The organism is Mucilaginibacter sp. (genome assembly GCF_036568825.1).
GTDB lineage: Bacteria > Bacteroidota > Bacteroidia > Sphingobacteriales > Sphingobacteriaceae > Mucilaginibacter.
The window spans coordinates 45264-64546 of record NZ_DATCRU010000071.1; the positions used below are offsets into that span (position 1 = coordinate 45264).

At 41.4% G+C, this 19283-nt stretch carries 15 protein-coding genes; 10 read left to right on the top strand and 5 right to left on the bottom strand.

The features are described from left to right. Positions 1–8: 8 nt before the first annotated feature. The 5 genes from fdhD to VIM89_RS16200 all read left to right on the top strand — a co-directional run bounded on the left by fdhD (position 9) and on the right by VIM89_RS16200 (position 5927). Positions 9–875 carry a formate dehydrogenase accessory sulfurtransferase FdhD gene (gene fdhD, locus VIM89_RS16180; RefSeq protein WP_488157213.1) on the top strand — a complete coding sequence of 289 codons (867 nt, stop codon included), beginning with the start codon at positions 9–11 and terminating at the stop codon, positions 873–875. Further along, positions 859–1215, top strand: coding sequence for a DUF7009 family protein (locus tag VIM89_RS16185; protein WP_488157214.1), 357 nt, complete (start codon positions 859–861; stop codon positions 1213–1215). The genes fdhD and VIM89_RS16185 overlap by 17 nt, the downstream gene beginning before the upstream one ends. Next, complete coding sequence (locus VIM89_RS16190; RefSeq protein ID WP_488157215.1) at positions 1212–3524, top strand: FdhF/YdeP family oxidoreductase; 2313 nt, start codon at positions 1212–1214, stop codon at positions 3522–3524. Before VIM89_RS16185 ends, VIM89_RS16190 begins: the two co-directional genes overlap by 4 nt. A 786-nt stretch (positions 3525–4310) precedes the next feature. Then, the gene (locus VIM89_RS16195) at positions 4311–5654 is read left to right on the top strand and encodes a PhoH family protein (protein WP_488157216.1); all 1344 of its coding nucleotides are present in this window, start codon (positions 4311–4313) and stop codon (positions 5652–5654) included. Between the two features lie 114 nt (positions 5655–5768). After that, positions 5769–5927 carry a lmo0937 family membrane protein gene (locus VIM89_RS16200; RefSeq protein WP_488157217.1) on the top strand — a complete coding sequence of 53 codons (159 nt, stop codon included), beginning with the start codon at positions 5769–5771 and terminating at the stop codon, positions 5925–5927. 62 nt (positions 5928–5989) lie between these two features. Here the strand turns inward: VIM89_RS16200 and VIM89_RS16205 are convergent, their stop codons facing one another. Continuing rightward, positions 5990–8131, bottom strand: a complete 2142-nt coding sequence (locus VIM89_RS16205) for an FUSC family membrane protein (protein ID WP_488157218.1) — start codon at positions 8129–8131, stop codon at positions 5990–5992. A gap of 189 nt (positions 8132–8320) precedes the next feature. Between VIM89_RS16205 and VIM89_RS16210 the strand changes: the two genes are divergently transcribed. The 3 genes from VIM89_RS16210 (at position 8321) to VIM89_RS16220 (ending at position 13185) form a co-directional block, all read left to right on the top strand. Continuing rightward, positions 8321–10906: a phosphoenolpyruvate carboxylase gene (locus VIM89_RS16210; protein ID WP_488157219.1), complete on the top strand. Its 2586-nt coding sequence runs from the start codon at positions 8321–8323 to the stop codon at positions 10904–10906. A gap of 116 nt (positions 10907–11022) precedes the next feature. Then, on the top strand, positions 11023–12564 hold the full coding sequence (locus VIM89_RS16215) for an MFS transporter (protein WP_488157220.1): 1542 nt from the start codon (positions 11023–11025) through the stop codon (positions 12562–12564). A gap of 87 nt (positions 12565–12651) precedes the next feature. Further along, positions 12652–13185, top strand: coding sequence for a DUF4142 domain-containing protein (locus tag VIM89_RS16220; RefSeq protein WP_488157221.1), 534 nt, complete (start codon positions 12652–12654; stop codon positions 13183–13185). Between the two features lie 176 nt (positions 13186–13361). Here VIM89_RS16220 and VIM89_RS16225 read toward each other — a convergent pair whose 3' ends face one another. Beyond that, entirely contained in the window at positions 13362–13676 is a 315-nt protein-coding gene (locus VIM89_RS16225) for a hypothetical protein (RefSeq protein ID WP_488157222.1), read from the bottom strand. Positions 13677–13841: 165 nt separating this feature from the next. Between VIM89_RS16225 and VIM89_RS16230 the strand changes: the two genes are divergently transcribed. Continuing rightward, on the top strand, positions 13842–13982 hold the full coding sequence (locus tag VIM89_RS16230) for a hypothetical protein (RefSeq protein WP_488157223.1): 141 nt from the start codon (positions 13842–13844) through the stop codon (positions 13980–13982). 77 nt (positions 13983–14059) lie between these two features. On the opposite strand, the gene VIM89_RS16235 is transcribed toward VIM89_RS16230, so the two are convergent. Further along, positions 14060–15262, bottom strand: coding sequence for a DUF763 domain-containing protein (locus VIM89_RS16235; protein ID WP_488157224.1), 1203 nt, complete (start codon positions 15260–15262; stop codon positions 14060–14062). A 43-nt stretch (positions 15263–15305) separates the two neighbouring features. After that, positions 15306–15842, bottom strand: coding sequence for a carboxymuconolactone decarboxylase family protein (locus VIM89_RS16240; protein WP_488157225.1), 537 nt, complete (start codon positions 15840–15842; stop codon positions 15306–15308). A gap of 423 nt (positions 15843–16265) precedes the next feature. Between VIM89_RS16240 and VIM89_RS16245 the strand changes: the two genes are divergently transcribed. Beyond that, a complete protein-coding gene (locus VIM89_RS16245) occupies positions 16266–18851 on the top strand; it encodes a glycoside hydrolase family 3 N-terminal domain-containing protein (protein WP_488157226.1) in 2586 nt (861 codons plus the stop codon). An 86-nt stretch (positions 18852–18937) separates the two neighbouring features. Here the strand turns inward: VIM89_RS16245 and VIM89_RS16250 are convergent, their stop codons facing one another. Next, complete coding sequence (locus VIM89_RS16250) at positions 18938–19273, bottom strand: TfoX/Sxy family protein (RefSeq protein WP_488157227.1); 336 nt, start codon at positions 19271–19273, stop codon at positions 18938–18940. Between the last annotated feature and the right edge of the window lie 10 nt (positions 19274–19283).

Consider the following 19283-nt stretch of genomic DNA (forward strand, 5'->3'; position numbering starts at 1 on the left):
TACCTGTTATGCCCAACAAGTCAAGTATACAATTGCCGGTTATCAAAATAGCTGATAACGAAGAATTTGTTATTAATGACACACTTGCCATTGAGGAGCCATTAGAGATCCGTCTGGAGTATGGTAATGCGAATAAGCGTCAAACAAAGAATATCTCCGTCACAATGCGCACGCCAGGCAATGATGCCGAATTGGCGTTAGGTTTTTTATTTACTGAAGGCATCACCAGAAAACAAGAAGATATTGAATCGGCAAAGCATTGCTTTATCGCATGTGCTGAAAATAAAGAAAATGTGATACAGATAAGTTTAAAGGAAGGCATTGAACCGCAGTTGCACAATACAGAGCGTAATTTCTATACCACATCAAGCTGCGGCGTTTGCGGGAAGGCATCTATCAATTCGATCAAAACGGTAAGCACTTATAATAATAATGCAACGGAAAATCAGGTTAATGCAGATGTATTGTACCAATTGCCATCTATCCTTCAAAAACATCAGAAAGTATTTGCTGATACCGGCGGATTACATGCATCGGCTTTATTTAATTTTGAAGGTGAATTGTTATTGGTTAGAGAAGATGTAGGCAGACATAATGCTTTGGATAAGTTAATTGGCGCTACGTTGAATAAAAACCTCTTGCCCTTAGATCAATACATATTATTATTAAGTGGCAGAATAAGCTTTGAGCTAGTTCAAAAGGCGGCGATGGCAGGCATTACGATTATTGCGGCAGTGGGCGCTCCATCGAGTTTGGCGGTGCAATTGGCAGAAGAATTTAATATAACACTGGTTGGTTTTCTGCGCGACCAACGGTTTAATATTTACACCCAACCTAAGCGCATTTTATTATCGAGATATGAAGATTCGTATTAAAGGCAACTCGTTACGTTACCGGCTTACCAAGAGCGATATGTACCGGTTGTCGCATGAAGGTTATTTAGAAGACAGAACCAATTTTGGTAATCGGGAGTTGGTATATGTAATTCAAAAAACAAACGGTCATCAATTGTCGGGCTTTTTTGATGATAATGTGATCTGCCTGCAAGTGCCGGGCAATTTGATAGAAGAATTGGATAAAACGGATAGGGTAGGATTTGAAGGTAAACAAGGCGATCTGCTGTTATTGGTAGAAAAAGACTTTACCTGCCTGGATAATGTTGATGAAGACCAGAGTGATAATTACCCCAATCCATTAGCTGAGAAATTGAAATGAATAAGAAAGTTGAACAACCGTCAGCCGAAAACCCCGAAGAATTATTAGACCTTGAAGTAACTGAGCCAAAAGATTGGGCCGCAGGCATACCGGCGGTTTACGAGGCTTTTAAAGATATCATTCACGAAACAGGTGCTATCCGCGGAATGGCGGCGTCTTTAAAAATGAACCAGAAAGGCGGTTTTGATTGTTCAAGCTGTGCCTGGCCAGACCCCGATGATGATCGTTCGCCGATAGCAGAGTATTGCGAGAATGGTGCAAAGGCACTAGCCGAAGAAGCAACAAACAAGAAATTAACGGGTGAGTTTTTCGCTCAAAATTTAGTCGCTGATCTTGCTAAACTAAATGACTATGAAATAGGAAAGAAAGGCAGGATAGCCCAACCAGTTTATCTACCAGAGGGAGCAACGCATTACCAGGTGATCAGTTGGGAAGATGCACTTAAGAAGATAGCAAACAAACTCAACAGTTTGGCTTCTCCCAACGAAGCTGCCTTTTACACTTCAGGCCGCACAAGCAATGAGGCATCGTTTATGTATCAATTGTTTGTACGGGAATATGGTACCAATAATATGCCCGATTGCTCCAATATGTGCCACGAATCAAGCGGAACAGCACTTTCTGAGGTTATTGGGATTGGTAAAGGCACTGTAACCTTAAATGATTTTTACAAAACCGACGTAATCATCATTATGGGTCAAAATCCGGGGACAAATCATCCCAGGATGCTGACAGCGCTTGAAAAAGCCAAAAATAATGGTGCTAAGATCATCGCCATTAATCCATTACATGAGGCGGGCTTAACTGCTTTCAAAGATCCGCAAACTGTAAAAGGGTTTTTGGGAATAAGTAAAAGACTGGCCGATCTGTATTTGCAAGTAAAAATCAATGGCGATATGGCTTTGTTTCAGGCTATTGAAAAATTGCTGTTGGAAGCTGAAAAAGAAAACCCTGGAAAGGTATTCGACCAGGACTTTATACAGAAAAATACGGTTGGTTATAATGAGTTGATCCAACACCTTGAGAAACTAGATGCGGAACGACTGGCCGAGCAATCAGGCGTACCAATCGAGGCTATAAGAATAGCTGCCGAAATGCTGAAAAACAAAAGCCGCATTATTATTTGCTGGGCCATGGGTATTACGCAGCATGAGAATGGTGTCGACACGATTAAAGAAATTGCTAACCTTGCTTTATTAAAAGGTAGTATAGGCAAGCCTGGAGCTGGATTATGTCCTGTGCGCGGGCATAGTAATGTACAGGGTAACCGTACTATGCTAATTTGGGAGAAACTGAAAGATGCATCCGCCAAAAAACTAAAAGAAGTTTTCGGGTTTGATCCACCTGCTGAAAACGGACTTGATACGGTTGAATCGATAAAAGCCATGCACGAGGGCAAACTGAAAGTGCTTTTTGCAATGGGTGGCAATTTTATTTCGGCCACGCCTGATACCAATTATACTGCTAATGGTATCCGTAAACTGGATATGACGGTGCATGTATCTACTAAATTAAACCGCAGCCACCTGGTGCATGGCAAAGAAGCATTGATCCTGCCTTGTTATTCGCGTAGCGATAAGGATATTATTAATGGTGTGGAACAGATTGTAAGTTGCGAAAACTCCATGGGAGTGATTCAACTATCAAAAGGTGTGCTTAAACCTATATCTGATCAATTTTTGAGTGAAACGCAGATCATTTGCCGCCTGGCCAAAGAAACCATCGGTAACCGGACGAAGGTAGATTGGGCAAAGTATGAATCAAACTATGACCATGTCCGCGACCTGATCGCCAAAGTCATTCCGGGTTGCGAGGACTACAATAGAAAAATACGTAAACCCGGAGGGTTTTATCTGCCTAACGGTCCCCGGGAAGGGAAATTTAAAACTGAAAAGTATGGCGATAAGGCAGCCTTTTCAGTAGTTCATGTGCCAGAAGAAAAATTGGAACCAGATGATTATATCATGATGTCCATCCGTAGCCACGATCAATTCAATACAACTATTTATGGATTGGAGGATCGCTACCGTGGTATTCACAACGAACGCCGGGTAATATTTATGAACCCTAAGGATATTGCATTAGGTGGTTTCCAGTCAGGAGAGAAGGTAGACCTATTTAATTATGGTGGAGGAACGGCGCGTGTTGCACGGCTATTTATAATAGTACCTTATAATATTCCCGAACGAAACACTGCTACCTATTATCCTGAAACTAATGTACTGGTACCTATAAATAGTGTTGCTACAGAAAGCAATACGCCGGTTTCCAAACGGGTAGTTATCAAAATCAGGAAACACGCGGAATAAAACACCTGCATTTTATAGAAAAAACAAGAGCGAAAAATAGACTGTTTTCGATATTTCTTACATTTTAAGAATTTTTTAAGTTCTTGTTATCAGCGATTTCCAGAGTTTATGTTGATAAAGACACTGTTAACAATAAAGCTGTTTGTTCATCGGATTTACCCTAAAGAGCCTAAAAATGAGCGGTATCTGAATGTGTACAAACCATGTACTTTTTGTTAAGAAACTGTTTATAAAAATCAAAAAAAAAACTTGACAAATATTCATTTGGGCACTACCTTAGATAACATCAAGAACGACGTACTTTGATAACCTTGACAGGAAAACGGAAAGTGAATCGGGCGAATTTTCGGAGGAGCTAAAGATCACAAGAAGTCACCTGAAAGACACAAAAGACAAAAGACGCAAGTCCGGAGAAACTAGGTGTCGGAAAAAGCGAAAGGAAACCAAAACGGCGAAAGCCACAGAAAACGGAAAACGCTAAGAGGTATTGGAAACTATGCGGTATTTTACGGAGTAACGCAACAGGGAACAATGAGACGCAAACAGTCAAAGACCGCAAGGACTAAGACGAGAGCAGATCGATCAATTTACACAAAACTTGGTGCTTCGGCGCAACTACGGTTGAGCAGAGGTCAGGGAACGGAAGTCATTCGCAAGAGTGTGCTTCCGTTTTCAATTTTGGCCCCACCCAAACCCTCCCCAAGAGGAGGGTTTTAAATTCATAGCCTTACAACTTTTCAACTTTCAAACCTTTCAACAACTAAAAAATAGCTAAATTTATCCCCTATGTCTGGCACTAAAGCAAACGGGAGAGAAAAGATATTTGTATTAGATACCTCGGTTATCCTTTACGATCACAACGCCTTTGAAAATTTCCAGGAACATGATGTAGCCCTGCCCATCCAGGTGCTGGAAGAACTGGATAATATGAAAAGCGGGAACGATACCCGGAACTTCGAAGCCCGAAGCTTTATCCGATTAATGGATGACATTTCCCGTAAAAACTTATTGAATAAATGGGTTCCGCTTAAAGGTAAAGGCAAAGGTAGCTTTAAAGTGGTGATGGATACCAGGCACGCAACTGCCGATGCCGAAGAAGTGTTTGGTAGCGACAAGATTGACCACCGCATATTGAACGCTGCTCTTGGCTTACAGGAAGAGTATCCTGATAAAAAAATAATCCTAGTATCAAAAGATATTTGCCTGCGGCTGAAAGCCAAAGCCCTGAATATTCATGCTGAGGATTACGAAACAGGCAAAATCAAGAACCTGGAAGAGCTTTATACCGGCGAAACTATTTTAAATAAGGTTCCTGACAAAACGATTAATCAGCTATCAAAGCAAGGCGTATTGAATTGCGATGAGTTGAGTTTTATATCCAATAAAAGCAATCATTTTTACAGTTTTACCGGAAAAAAGCAAAAGCTCTCGGGTTTTTATAATAGTCAAACCTGTGTTTTAGAAAAAATATCCGAACAACCTGTATTTAATATTCAGCCTAAAAACCTAGAGCAGGCTTTTGCAATACATGCCTTATTACACCCTGATATTAAACTGGTTACTATACAAGGTAACGCCGGCACAGGTAAAACACTGCTGGCTCTTGCCGGTGCTTTGGAGCAACGCAAATTCTATCGCCAGATTTATGTAACGCGCCCCATCGTTCCGCTAAGTAATAAGGATATTGGCTTTTTACCGGGTGATATAAAATCGAAGGTTGATCCCTATATGGCCCCAATATGGGACAATCTGAAATTTATCCGCGACCAATTTGCTGATGATGAAAAGATGCAGTTAAAGATTGATGAACTGGTATCAAATGACAAAATCACAATTGCTCCTCTTGCCTTTATTCGCGGACGCACGCTGACCAAGATTTTCTTCATTGTGGATGAGGCGCAGAACCTGACGCCCCACGAAGTTAAAACTATTATATCCAGGGCAGGAGAAAACAGCAAGTTTGTATTTACCGGGGACATTTACCAGATAGACACCCCTTATCTTGATGCCGAAAGTAACGGATTGTCATACCTGATCGATAAAGCTAAAGGGCATCCGCTTTATGCGCATGTTACCCTGCAAAAAGGGGAGCGGAGTGAGTTGGCTAATTTGGCAATAGATTTATTGTAACTCACCAAACACTTCTGTCCCCGATTTAGAACATTAATAATTACACAGTCCACATAAAATAATAATGGCATGGTTTTTCAATAGTGATATATATTAATTTAAAACATCACTATAATGAGATCACTATTGTATTTTATCGCTATCATCATGGTTATCGGATGGGTGATAGGTGTTTTTGCATACTCAGCAGGCGGGTTAATTTATGCTCTGCTTGTTTTAGCTGTAATAGCATTTTTATTAGGATTTATCAGAAGGGGCCCTACAACCGTCTAACAATTTCTGGAATTTCATCATAAAAAGGCAATCCAATGGGTTGCCTTTATCGTTTCTCAATATTAAGCCAATATATTGTCTGTCACCCTGGCAATATCGTAGCTTATTTTATTTATAAAACCTAATTGCTCGTTCAGCAAGGTCTCATTTGGCGTAGGCGACTTTCTCTCATCTGGCATGATAGTCCTTTCGGTTATAAAATCAGCACATTTACCTCCTAATTTTTTGCTGGTTTCATTTAATACGTTGATACTTTTTCGGAGCAGCCTTACATTATCCGGCTGTGTTTTATGCAGATTTTTTTCTGAAACATTGGATGCCAGGTTAGCCAGGTAGGAGGAAAGAATATGTGTAAGCACTACGAATTTATGTATCTCGCGTATCTTTTTCTGTTTGCTCTTGGGTTCCGAGGTCATCCGCTCAAAAGCGGCAGATAAGTTGGCTGATTTTACATAGATATCCTTCCGGGCCAGTTTGTAATCGGTAACTGTAACTGTTTTGCCGGTGATGGATTCGGCAATTCTCACCAGGTAATTCACGTTGGCAAATACTGTATCGCGCAGGTTGTCCTTAACCTGCTCAAACTCCCAGGTAGGAAAGATAACATACATTGCCACAAAGGCAATAGAGGATCCTATAGCTGTATCTATAATCCGCTCTTCGGCCAGGTTTAAGTGTCCAACTCCTAAAAACTTGAACAGTATCAACACATAAGGTGTCATAAAAATAACGCTTACTACATAGTTTAGCCGGGTAAAACTATAGGTACCTAACATGAATATGATAAAAAAGATAAACTGTGCATCGGTGTTTTTTATCACTGTTAAGATCAATATACCGATAGCACCACCTGCTATGGTACCTATTAAACGCTGATAATTACGTTGTTTGGAAAGGCTGAAACCAGGTTTCAGGATCACGATGATTGTCAATAAAACCCAATAACTATGATGACCAAGCGCGAACAGTTTAGCTATTGTAAAACCGATTACACAAACCAGCGATACCCTCAACGCATGTTTAAATGAGCCGGAGGACAGGGAAAAGTTATCAAAAAATATTCGCGGGGCATAATCCTGGTGCGTTACAAACTTTGAGTATTCTACATCCTCTGGCTTATCAATAAGTGTTTTTGACGATCTTGAATTGTAATAGACAAAAATATTATGAATGTTCTTATTCAGGTCACGCAGGTTGATCAATATCTTTTTTAATACAAGATTGCTTGTGCCGATATCCTTTGCAGCTATCTCATCAATTCTCTTTTTAAGCTGTTCCAGTTCGGCATCAAAATCATGCGAATGATTATAGCGTCGATTGGATAATACCGCATAGCCAATATTCTCCAGCTCATGAGCCATTTGCTCCAATACCCGGGCAATAGCTTCCAATATACCTGTATCGCCGAATTTCTCTCTTACCTGCTGGTAGTCGTAGTGTGTAGCCAATATTTGCTCATAAAGGTCTATCAAGTCGATAAATGTCAAAACCAAAACCCTGCTGGCATTAGTGGATTCTTTTATTAATATACGCGTTTTAAAAAGCAACTCCCGTACTGCATCCTGATGCTGGCTCACCTGTATCTGGTGCGAAACCAGCTTGCGGTAGTTCTCATCTATGTCAGTACTTGGCAAATAGAAATCAGCTTTAATACGAAGGAATTTTACCACATCAAGGATGCTTTCACCTAAGGCTTGTTGGGCCGCGCGATAGGGACGTATAGAAAAAAACAAGACGCTAAACGTCAGATACCATATACCGCCCAATGTTGCCTCCAAGCTGTAGATCAGTATCTTATTTGCCGGCAGGCCTTTTTCGATCATAAAGATCATCATCAATAGCGACCCGGTCCCTACAGCAGCAGCACGCGTACCATAGACGATCAGCATGGAGAAAAGAAATGAAAATACGGCAATCTCAATCCCTAATATCACGACATTCATTCGGGCAAACCCCGTAACAATGCCAACTATAAAAATACACAGGTTGCATATTGCCATCGCATTACGCTTGTGCATCACCGGGCCGGGTGTATCTACAACCGACACACATAACGCCCCCAATGAAAGCGTAACACCTAACTCAAACTGATTTAAGTAATTAAGTATTAACGCAGGTAATAAAATGCCAATGCTCGTGCGAATACCATCGGAAAAATACTGGCTGTAAAAGAAACTCTTTATTTCGCGGATGGTTATTTTCATCGGTCGGGTTAGATGGAAAAATGCGTATGCGAATTTACAAAAATTAAATCTTTAAGGGATGTTTTGATAATTATTGCATTAATAATCAGTTTAAATTAATAAATATTCATATTTTAATGGTTTTTGTCATTAATATGATTAAATTCACAGCGAAATTTTATAAACCCGTACACCAAGCTACCAAAATTTATGTCCTCACCTATAAAACTCAGCCACAGAGAAACAACTTTTAATCAGGAAGTTGTCACCAGATTTGAGTTGTATAACAGTCTGTTCCAGACGTTACCTTTTTACCAGGTGAAGGACACGGGTATATTACTTCCGTTTTTTAGTTCGCATTGCGAAAAGGGCACGGCTTCCTGTTCATCCCCAACCGAAATTATCGAATCCTTTTTTAAAAAATATGTTCCAGGCATTGATCACCAGGAACAGATCAATCGCATGTTCCGGTTTATTCAGTACATCGAGCGACAGGTGGTATTGTTCGATGCCGTTGAGGATTCTTCGTTTAATAAGATCGGCCGAACGGATGACAGCGGCTCATTGGCCAGTCTCTTGCAATTGGCTGCTCAAAACGACAAAACAAGAGACGAGATCAGCCAAAAACTGAAGAATTTTTCTTTACGACTTGTACTTACTGCACACCCGACACAATTTTATCCGGGTACGGTATTAGGTATAATGACCGACCTGATCGAAGCCTTGAAGCATAACGATTTGAATAATATTGATGTACTGCTTCAGCAATTAGGTAAAACGCCATTCTTTAATAAAACTTCACCAACTCCTGTTGACGAGGCGACCAGTTTGGTTTGGTTCTTGGAAAACACCTTTTACCATGCTATTTCGAGCATTGTATCAAAATTAGAGGAAGAGTTTAATATCGATCATACTGGAGCCCACCAGGTCTTAGAACTTGGTTTCTGGCCAGGCGGCGACCGTGATGGTAACCCAAATGTAACTACTGAAACTACAGCTTCGGTAGCCAACTTATTAAGACAGTTTGTGTTCCGCAGCTATTACCGCGATTTCAGAATACTGAAACGCCGCATCACTTTCAGAGGCATTGAAAAAACGATATCAAGACTCGAGAAGCTGCTTTATCAAAATGCGTTTAACGTTCAGACTAATCCAAAAGATTTGCAAGGCGAATTGCTATCGCTATTAGATTCAATTAAACAAACGCTGATAACCGATCATGGTGGGCTTTTTGTAAATATCGTGGATGGCATGCTGCAGAAAGTTCGCTTGTTCGGTTGTTATTTCGCGACCCTGGATATCAGGCAGGACAGCCGTGTTTTGCGCAACGTATTTAAATATTGTATCGAGCAATCCCAGATCAAATCAGGCCTGACTAAGGAATATGAAAACTTAAACGAAGAAGAAAAGCTAAAAGCTATTCCTTTTAATGAAGCTGATTTTCATTGCCCTGATGATGCCGATGACATGACAAAGGACACGCTGAACACTATCCGTCTTGTTCAGCAGATACAGGAATCAAACGGGCAGAAGGCTTGTCAACGGTTTATAATCAGCAACTGCCAGCGTTCTTCGGATATTTTACAACTGATGAACCTGTTCCTGTGGAGTGGCTGGAGAAAAGATACATTGAGCGTTGACTTTATGCCGCTATTTGAAACGGTGAACGATCTGACCCATGCTGCGGGTGTAATGGAAAGCTTGTATGTTCATCCTTTCTATAAAGAACACCTAAAACGTCGGGGTAACCGTCAGACAATTATGCTCGGTTTCTCAGATAGTACCAAAGATGGCGGTTATCTAATGGCAAATTGGTCAATCTACAAAGCAAAGGTCGAGCTGACTGCAATGGCACGTAAATACGGTATTGATCTGGCATTTTTTGACGGGCGTGGAGGCCCACCGGCTCGCGGTGGTGGCAAAACACATCGTTTTTATGCCTCAATGGGCAGCGAGATCGCCAATGAACATATCCAATTGACTGTACAAGGTCAAACTGTAAGTTCTCAATACGGTTCCGCCGAAACTGCACGTTTCAATATGGAGCAATTGATCAATGCGGGCATCGTTTCCTCGTTAAAACCAAATGAAAATGATTTGCTGAATATGGAAAGCAAAGCATTGATATCCGAAATGGCTGATGCAAGCTATAACCTGTTTATGGATTTGAGACAGCATCCGTTGTTTGTGGAGTATCTGGAAAAATACAGCCCTCTGAAATTATTATCGAAAATCAATATAAGTAGCAGGCCAACCAAACGTAATGCCGATTCACAATTAAGATTGGAAGATTTGCGTGCCATCAGTTTTGTAACTTCATGGAGCCAGCTGAAACAAAATATTCCCGGTTTTTATGGGGTAGGGACCGCATTGAAAAAAATGAAAGAGGATGGTAAATGGGACGAAGTAAAACAACTCTACCATAATTCCGGATTCTTTAAAACCATGCTGGACAATTGCAGTATGTCGATGTCTAAATCAGACTTCCGTGTGACTGCTTATTTGGGAGAAGACAAGAAATTCGCCGCTTTCTGGAAAATGCTGAAAGATGAATTCGAGCTCACTAAAACCATGATATTGGAACTAACCGACACGGATACTTTGATGCAGGAATATCCTGTTGAAAAGAAGTCAATTTCTGTGCGCGAAAAGATTGTGCTGCCTCTCGTTATCATACAGCATTATGCGTTGCAATGCCTTAATCGGAACGAGCATCCTGAACTGAACGACGTTTACAACAAGCTTGTCATCCGTACGGTATATGGTATTGTGAATGCGGGGAGGAATTTGGCGTAGGTTGTCAGAACCAGAATTTCTCGAATTGATGAATACACAGAATTTAAAGCGGAAGTTTGAATTTTAGAATTCTGTTAATTCTAAAATTCCATAAATTCGGGTTCTGACAATAACACATGGCAACGGTCGCACTAAAAAGCGCTGAAGGTAAATGGATCATGGTTTCGGCCATACTGGCTTCAGCTATGGCATTTATTGATGCCACTGCACTGAATGTTGTTTTACCTGCTCTTCAAAAAAGCCTGAATGCCACTGGTGCCGACCTTTTCTGGCTGCTGAATGCTTATCTGCTAATGTTGGCGTCATTAATCCTTGTCGGCGGTTCATTGGGCGACAAGCTCGGCCGTAAAAAGGTATTTATGCTGGGGATATTTGTCTTTATCCTTGGCTCAGCAGCCTGTGGTTTCGCACCGACTGTGTTCCTCCTCATTATATTCAGAATTATACAAGGTATCGGGGGAGCTTTAATGATTCCAGGCAGCTTGTCATTGATCTCATCATCTATAAATGAAAACGAAAGGGGTAAGGCCATTGGTACCTGGTCGGCTATAACTACTGTTGTGACCATGGGTGGCCCGATTCTAGGCGGAGCATTGGCAGATGCAGGTCTTTGGCGTTATATATTCTTCATTAATGTCCCAATCGGCATCGTTGCATTGGTCATTTTAGTGTTCAAAGTAAAAGAAAGCAGGAACGAGGATGCTGATAAAGCAGTTGATGTCGCAGGTGCAATTTCCATTGCTTTAAGCTTAGCTCTCATCACGTTTGGCTTTTTACGGATACCGGCATTGGGTTTTAAATCGCCACAGGTGTATCTGACATTGTTAGGGGGAATTATTCTGCTCATCGTTTTTCTTGTTATCGAAAAGAAAAGCAAGCACCCGATGATGCCTTTGTATTTATTTTCAAATCCGGTCTTTACCGGCGTAAACCTATTGACCTTCTTTCTTTACGCCGGTTTAGGAGCGGGGATGCTTTTCCTGTCACTCAACCTGGTGCAGGTGCAGGGTTATAGTCAGCTGCAATCCGGCTTGACCTTTTTGCCATTTACTGTTTTGATGATAACAATTGCCCGTTTTGCAGGCTCGTTGGCTGACAAATATGGACCTCGTTTACTCCTGATCATCGGACCGGCTACAGCAGGTGCAGGATTACTGATTTTATCGTTCGTCAAACAAACCGCCGGCCCCTCTGATTACTGGACAACTTTCTTTCCAGGGGTTATCGTGTTCGGCCTGGGGATGTCTTTTACAGTTGCTCCGTTAACAGCAACAATAATGACGTCGGTTAGCGATCACCTGTCAGGTACGGCTTCCGGAGTAAATAACGCACTCACACGTATAGCCAATGTTTTTGCGAATGCTATTTTCGGAGCGCTGGCCGTGTTATTGTTCGCTGGAGCATTACAGGATAAGCTTCAACCAATTCCTCTTGATGCAAAGGATAAACAAGCTGTTGTAAAAGAGGCTGCAAACCTGGGTAATGCCAAAGTGCCGAAGGAAGTCGATTCAAAATACAGAAAAACAATAAGCACCGGTTATCGGGATAGCTTCATCCATGCTTATAGCGGTATCATGAAAATATCTGCAGGCCTTGGCTTTCTGGGTGCACTTATGACTGTGATCTTTATCCGGAATAAAACTTTAAAGAAAGAATAATTCTTTATCACTATAACTATTTACCGATTAGGTAAACCTTTTACCATTCCTGTTGTTTTTTCGACATAAATACCTAAAAACTCAGCTATGAAAACCAAATTTTTGCTGGCATTGCTTGTGCCGGCTTTCTATGTAGTATCATCATGCGATGACCCCAAGAAAGCAAATAATTTTAACCAGGAAACTACAGTAAATCAAAGCAGCCTTGACTTTATCAATACAGCAATAGATGGCGGTCGTACCGAGGTTAAATTAGCAAACGTGGCCACTCATGTATCTCAAAATCCCCGGATATTGCACTTTGCAAAAATGATGATCACCGATCATACAAAGGGAATTGAAGATTTAAAAGTGCTCAGGAAAAAAGAATTGATCAATCAGCATGATGTCCTTAGCCCCGAACATAGAAAACTGATCGATAGCCTGTCTAAACTTTCAGGAACTGAGTTCGACAAAGCCTACATGAAGACAATGGTAGCCGATCATGAAAAGACTGTTGATCTTTTCAGGGAAGAAACCCAGGAAAGAGAACCCTCCGTGCAGGTACTTGCACGAAAAATTCTTCCAACCATTGAAATGCATTTTGATTCGGCAAAGGCTATTGCGGCTACATTAAGATAAGTTGAATGGTTGATTGTGTTGATTAAGTTTATTGGTTGTGATTTATATTTAGTTGATAATCAATTAATTTTGTCAACAATAAAAGTTTTACTTAAGGTGCTGTTTTCATTTACACTATTCGGATGTGGCTGCAGGCTCAATAAGAAATGTAATCAGGAAAATTGTAATAAGGTTTATTATTTTGATTTTTTACCGTTCTTTTTCATTGCCATATCTTCATCTTTAAGAAGGATATTAAAGACATCCATATTGATGAATTCCAGCGGAGGGGCTTTTTTATATTCTTTTTCTACCTGCGTGATCACTTCACAAATTTTATACAGTACCTCTGAATCCAGACGGGAATTATTATCCAGTTGCTCACAGTCTTCAATACCTAAAGTCTTAAGTAAGAAATAATCCAGCTCATGATATCTGACACCATAGATCAGCTTGGTATTGAATGGCTTAATAATATGACTGACGGAAAAAAATAAAGGCGGGTCTTTCATAATTTAATGCTTTAATAATGAAAGGGCCTAATGAACAGTAGAAATCAGAGGAATGATTTGTAACTTTTAGTTAAATATACGAACATTTATTTAATATAGGGTTAACAAAATCGAAAATTAAAATTTCTCTGTTAATCAAGATAAGTAAGTATCTTTATATAGAAAATGAAGAAAGACTACACCATATTCTATTACCTGGTAAGATGCAATCTCGGCACGTGGGTATTGATACTGGTGCACCTGTTTATTTTGGTTGTCTTGATCTCGACATTTTCCTTTCTTATTGGAAAGATACAAGGGTTTTGATGAAAAATTCTAAACCCTAATTTCTAAATCCTAATTTTAAACTTTTAAATCCGAAATCGTAAATCCGAATTCCGAAATTAAAATAGTTTCAACTGCATTTCCACAGGTGGCTTTGCTTTTCCAAACACCGTCCGTCCGCCATAACGCCAGGAATCCTTTCGTTCCTGGTCTATTACTTTATCGAAATTGGCGTTGGGTAAAAAATCTTTTTCAGCGTTCTCAGCTATTTTGGAAAGGCGTTTGATAGCTTCGCTTTTTTCGGTTTGACCAAGTTTGGCTTTATAAATAGCTGTTTGCAATACGCCCAAGGTTTCATCATAAACTTTTGTGGGAACAGGGAAGGGGTGACCATCCTTGCCACCATGCGCAAAAGAAAAACGGGCAGGGTCTTTAAACCGTGATGGTGTGCCATGAATCACTTCACTTACTAGTGCCAAAGATTGTAATGTCCGAGGCCCCAAACCTTCCAGTAAAAGCAGATCTTCAAAGTCAGAAGGCCTTTTCTCTTGTGCAAGCCAAAGTACTGCACCCAGGCGTTTTAAGTCAACATCTTTTGCCCGAACATCATGATGAGATGGCATCACTAGTTTATTGATCTCGCTCAGCATTTTATCTGGTTTTTCTGCAGCAATTTGCATCACACCACTGCGCGAATCTGATGCTTGTTTATCAGCCATATTTAATATATAGCCATTGTTTTGACCATAAATGAAAGTATGCGGATCATCCACAAAAGAGCTCAGCGTTTCTGAATGCCAGTGATATCTGCGTGCTGTTTTGCTTTGTGCGCTCATGCCTTGTTGCACGACGGCCCATTTACCTTCATTGTTCAGAATAAAATTATGGGTATAAAGCTGGAAACCGTCCTGTATAGCTGTGTTATCTACCTTGGCGCTTAATTTACTGCATTTTACCAGGTGATTGCCGTCGAGGCCTGTTTTTTCACTGATCTTTAATAATTCATTTGGCGTTTCGCGTGAATGATTGCCTTTGCCGCCGCAAATGTAAATTCCCAACTCGCGGCTATGTGGATTGATAGCCCGCTTTAGAGCACCCATTACCGAGGTAGTAATCCCTGATGAATGCCAGTCCATACCCATTACCGCACCCAAGCTCTGGAACCAGAATGGATCGCTGATACGCGTTAATACCTCATTCTTCCCATAATCCATCACAATTGTTTCCACCACAGCCAGACCCAGCTTTGCCATACGTTCGGCCAGCCACCTGGGCACATAGCCATAATGCAAAGGCAGGTCAGCACTTCCCGATCGCTTCATGCTAACAAATTTAGTAAAATACAATCAGAACAACAAGCACTTATTAAATATCTTTTGCCAAAGGGAAATCGATAGGTATTTGCATCAGGCGGAAAGCATAGTTTGTGAAACTCATCACATTGATTAGCACCAAGAGATCGATAATAGCAGCTTCCTGGTAACCTAAGGTATAAAACTCATCAAGCAGATCATCGTTCACCTGTCCTTTGTCATCAATTACTGATTTGATAACACGATAGATCACCTGCCATTTTTGATCAGGATAAGTGCCTGCACGCAATGAAAGCGTTTCATCTTCAGTCCAACCATTTTTGATGGCTGATTGCGTATGCGAGGCCAGGCAATATTCGCAACCGTTTAATTGTGATACGATGAGGTAAACCCCTTCGCGTTCTTTAGCGTGGAAGGTTCCGCGTGCCTGCTCATTTACATAAGTCAGGTAGGAGTTGAGCGCATTGGCCGAATAACCAATGGTAGCATACAGATTGGGCATTTTGCCCATGATCTTGATAAAACGGTCGAATGCAGGTTTGGCGTTGTCGGCCACCTGGTCATAGGTGGGTACGGTGAATGATTTCATGGTGATGTGGATTAGGGTAGTAAAATTAGAAAGATTAATTGTCTGAACCTGAATTTTCCGAATTTAAGAATTAACAGAATTGGGGTAATTCCAAATTCGATATTTTCTCGTATCGGGGAATAAACTAATTCAAGGTCCCTGATCTGTATAGTATAGAGATGGCTTCGTTCCTCGCCATGACGAGGTGGGTATTTTATCGTTTCTGACTAACTACCCATCGGTATTCATGCGCTATTCATCTATTAAATTTTGGATATATCAATTATATAACTACATTTAGTTGTGTCATAAGTACACAATAGCCAATTTTAGTTGATTAGGTTGATTGAGTGAGTGGTTGATTATGTTAAAATGCATAGTCGACTAAATAACTTAATCCAACTCAATCAACTTAATCTAACTTAATCAACCATTCACTAAAAAATGAAGAGAAGCATTACCCGTCCTGCAATTTATTTTGTCAGTTCGTTGTCGCTGCTTGCGTTTGCGGCAACTATTATCAGCAGTACCAATAACGGTTCGCAGTGGACAAGCATTGATGACGGCGATGGCATCGTGCTGGTAAAGAACCAAAACGGCCCGACATTGGGTTATTCGTCCAAATCAGGCATAAAAATTCTGACTGTTGATGGCCTGGCTTTTAAGGACCTGAACAAAAACGGCAAGCTGGATAAATATGAAGACTGGCGTTTGCCGGTTGAGGAAAGGGCTAAAGACCTGGCCTCGCAAATGTCGCTGGAGCAAATAGCCGGCCTGATGCTTTACAGTGCGCACCAGGCTATACCGGCAATGAGCGGCGGCCCATTTGCAGGCGGTACTTACAACGGTAAAAAATTTAGTGAAGGTGGAATAGATGCTGCTGAAGTAACCGACCAGCAAAAGAGCTTTTTATTGAAAGACAACCTGCGCCACGTGCTGATCACATCGGTACAAAGTCCTGAAATAGCTGCACGGTGGAATAACAATGTGCAAGCATTGGTAGAGGGTGCAGGACTGGGTATCCCGGCAAATAACAGCTCTGATCCTCGTCATGGCACTTCGTCAGGTGTTGAGTATACCGCAGGAGCAGGAGGCAAAATATCGCAATGGCCCGATCAATTGGGCTTGGCTGCAACCTTTGATCCGGGTGTTGTAAAGGAATTCGGGCACATTGCTTCGCAGGAATATCGTGCGTTGGGTATTGCTACGGCCTTATCACCACAAATCGATTTGGGTTCTGAACCACGCTGGGCGCGTATTAATGGCACTTTTGGTGAAGACCCGCAATTGGATGCCGATATGGCGCGTGCTTATGTGGATGGCTTCCAAACCTCAACAGGCGAGAGCGAGATAAAAGATGGCTGGGGCTATCACAGCGTAAATGCGATGATGAAACACTGGCCGGGCGGCGGTCCGGAAGAGGCCGGAAGGGATGCTCACTTTGCTTACGGTAAGTTCGCTGTGTATCCTGGGAATAATTTTGACGAACATCTTATATCCTTTGTGGATGGTGCTCTTAAACTGAATGGCAAAACCAAAATGGCAGCGGCTGTGATGCCTTATTATACCATCTCCTATGGTCGTGATACTAAGAACAAGGAAAATGAAGGCAACAGCTATAATAAATACCTGATCACTGATCTTCTGAGAGAGAAATATCACTACAATGGCGTGGTTTGTACCGACTGGGGTGTAACTGCTGACGAAGGTAAAACGCCGGACATTTTTGCAGGTAAATCGTGGGGGATGGAAACCAAAACTGTTGCCGAAAGGCATTATAAAATCCTGATGGCAGGTGTAGACCAGTTTGGCGGTAACAATGACTCGGCACCAGTAATAGAAGCTTATCAAATGGGCGTGAAGGAACACGGTGAAGCATTTATGCGTGCACGTTTTGAGAAAAGCGCTCAGCGACTATTAACTAACATCTTCCGTACAGGCTTGTTTGAAAATCCTTACCTGAATGTATCTAACTCAAAGGAAACTGTAGGCAAACCGGAGTTTATGACCGCAGGATACAATGCTCAGTTGAAGTCAATCATTTTGCTGAAAAATAACAATCACGTATTGCCATTGAAAAAGGGCATTGCCGTTTATCTACCTAAAAAATATACACCTTCGATGCAGGGCTTTTTCGGACCACCGTCAAAAGAGCATTGGGATGATGCCGTTAAGCCGGAGCTGTTCGCCAAATACTTTAATTATACCGATGATCCTGCTAAAGCTGATTGTGCAGTGGTATTTGTGAGCAGTCCATATGGTGGTGCCGGATATGATAAGGAAGATGTAGCTAAAGGCGGTAACGGATATGTGCCCATCTCTTTGCAATATGGGGAATACACTGCAACATATGCAAGAGCGCACAGTATTGCTGCTGGCGATCCCGTTGAACCGGGAATCGACAACCGTACATATAAAGGCAAAACCGTTACCGCAGGAAACTATAACGATCTAAAAACTATTCGTGAAACCAAAGCAGCGATGAAAGGCAAGCCGGTAGTGGTCGTGTTAACAATGACCAAACCAGTCGTTCCGGCTGAATTTGAGAAGGATGCTAATGCGATAGTGGCTGACTTCGGTGTGCAAAATCAAGCTATACTGGATATTTTAAGCGGTGCAGTTGAACCATCAGGACTATTGCCATTCCAGATGCCTGCGAATATGAAAACAGTTGAGCTACAGGATGAGGATATTCCGCATGACATGGTTTGCTATAAAGATGCTGATGGCCATACTTATGATTTTGGTTTTGGTATGAACTGGAAAGGCGTTATTCGTGATGCACGTACTGCTAAATATGTGGGTATAGTTAAAAAACCAGTAGTAAGCAGTAGCAATGGCATGGTCAGCATTACTTGTGCGACTGCCGATGCAAAAATCTATTACACAACGGATGAGGTTACGCCGGCATTTGTTGAAGGGAACGAGTATACAAAACCATTTAAAGCCAAAAAGGGGGCTGTTGTGAAAGCTATTGCTAAGATTTATGGTAAGGATAATAGTAGTATGGTAGAGGAGGTTGTGAAGTAGAACAAATAAAATGCTGGTAGAAGGACGCGTGTAGAGGTGCCCTCCGCACCATGCTTCGAGTGCCTCAGCATGACACCCTGTTTTTATTACTTCTTTGATGATTTAGCCCTGGGATTGAAGTCTAGGGCTAAATTTATCCAGTGATCGAAATCCTTTTTATTCTTGAAACGCTCGGTACTGATATAAATAAAGCCTTTCATGTGTTTTCCGCCATGAACCATTGGACGGATGCCGGGTTCTTCTACCAGTTGCTCGGTAAGGTCAGGGTCGAGGCGAAGCATGAGTTCATTACCACTTACACTGACGCACATTTTATCATCGACCATAAAGGTAACGCCGCGAAACATTTTCTTTTCTTCCACATTCGGAATATCTGCTAACGCCTCACGAACGCGGTCGGCTAATTTTTCATCGTATGCCATAGGGTTGTTG

Coding starts and splice junctions, on each gene's coding strand:
- fdhD (WP_488157213.1), top strand. CDS start 9: ATGCCCAACAAGTCAAGTATACAATTGCCGGTTATCAAAATAGCTGAT.
- VIM89_RS16185 (WP_488157214.1), top strand. CDS start 859: ATGAAGATTCGTATTAAAGGCAACTCGTTACGTTACCGGCTTACCAAG.
- VIM89_RS16190 (WP_488157215.1), top strand. CDS start 1,212: ATGAATAAGAAAGTTGAACAACCGTCAGCCGAAAACCCCGAAGAATTA.
- VIM89_RS16195 (WP_488157216.1), top strand. CDS start 4,311: ATGTCTGGCACTAAAGCAAACGGGAGAGAAAAGATATTTGTATTAGAT.
- VIM89_RS16200 (WP_488157217.1), top strand. CDS start 5,769: ATGAGATCACTATTGTATTTTATCGCTATCATCATGGTTATCGGATGG.
- VIM89_RS16205 (WP_488157218.1), bottom strand. CDS start 8,131: ATGAAAATAACCATCCGCGAAATAAAGAGTTTCTTTTACAGCCAGTAT.
- VIM89_RS16210 (WP_488157219.1), top strand. CDS start 8,321: ATGTCCTCACCTATAAAACTCAGCCACAGAGAAACAACTTTTAATCAG.
- VIM89_RS16215 (WP_488157220.1), top strand. CDS start 11,023: ATGGCAACGGTCGCACTAAAAAGCGCTGAAGGTAAATGGATCATGGTT.
- VIM89_RS16220 (WP_488157221.1), top strand. CDS start 12,652: ATGAAAACCAAATTTTTGCTGGCATTGCTTGTGCCGGCTTTCTATGTA.
- VIM89_RS16225 (WP_488157222.1), bottom strand. CDS start 13,676: ATGAAAGACCCGCCTTTATTTTTTTCCGTCAGTCATATTATTAAGCCA.
- VIM89_RS16230 (WP_488157223.1), top strand. CDS start 13,842: ATGAAGAAAGACTACACCATATTCTATTACCTGGTAAGATGCAATCTC.
- VIM89_RS16235 (WP_488157224.1), bottom strand. CDS start 15,262: ATGAAGCGATCGGGAAGTGCTGACCTGCCTTTGCATTATGGCTATGTG.
- VIM89_RS16240 (WP_488157225.1), bottom strand. CDS start 15,842: ATGAAATCATTCACCGTACCCACCTATGACCAGGTGGCCGACAACGCC.
- VIM89_RS16245 (WP_488157226.1), top strand. CDS start 16,266: ATGAAGAGAAGCATTACCCGTCCTGCAATTTATTTTGTCAGTTCGTTG.
- VIM89_RS16250 (WP_488157227.1), bottom strand. CDS start 19,273: ATGGCATACGATGAAAAATTAGCCGACCGCGTTCGTGAGGCGTTAGCA.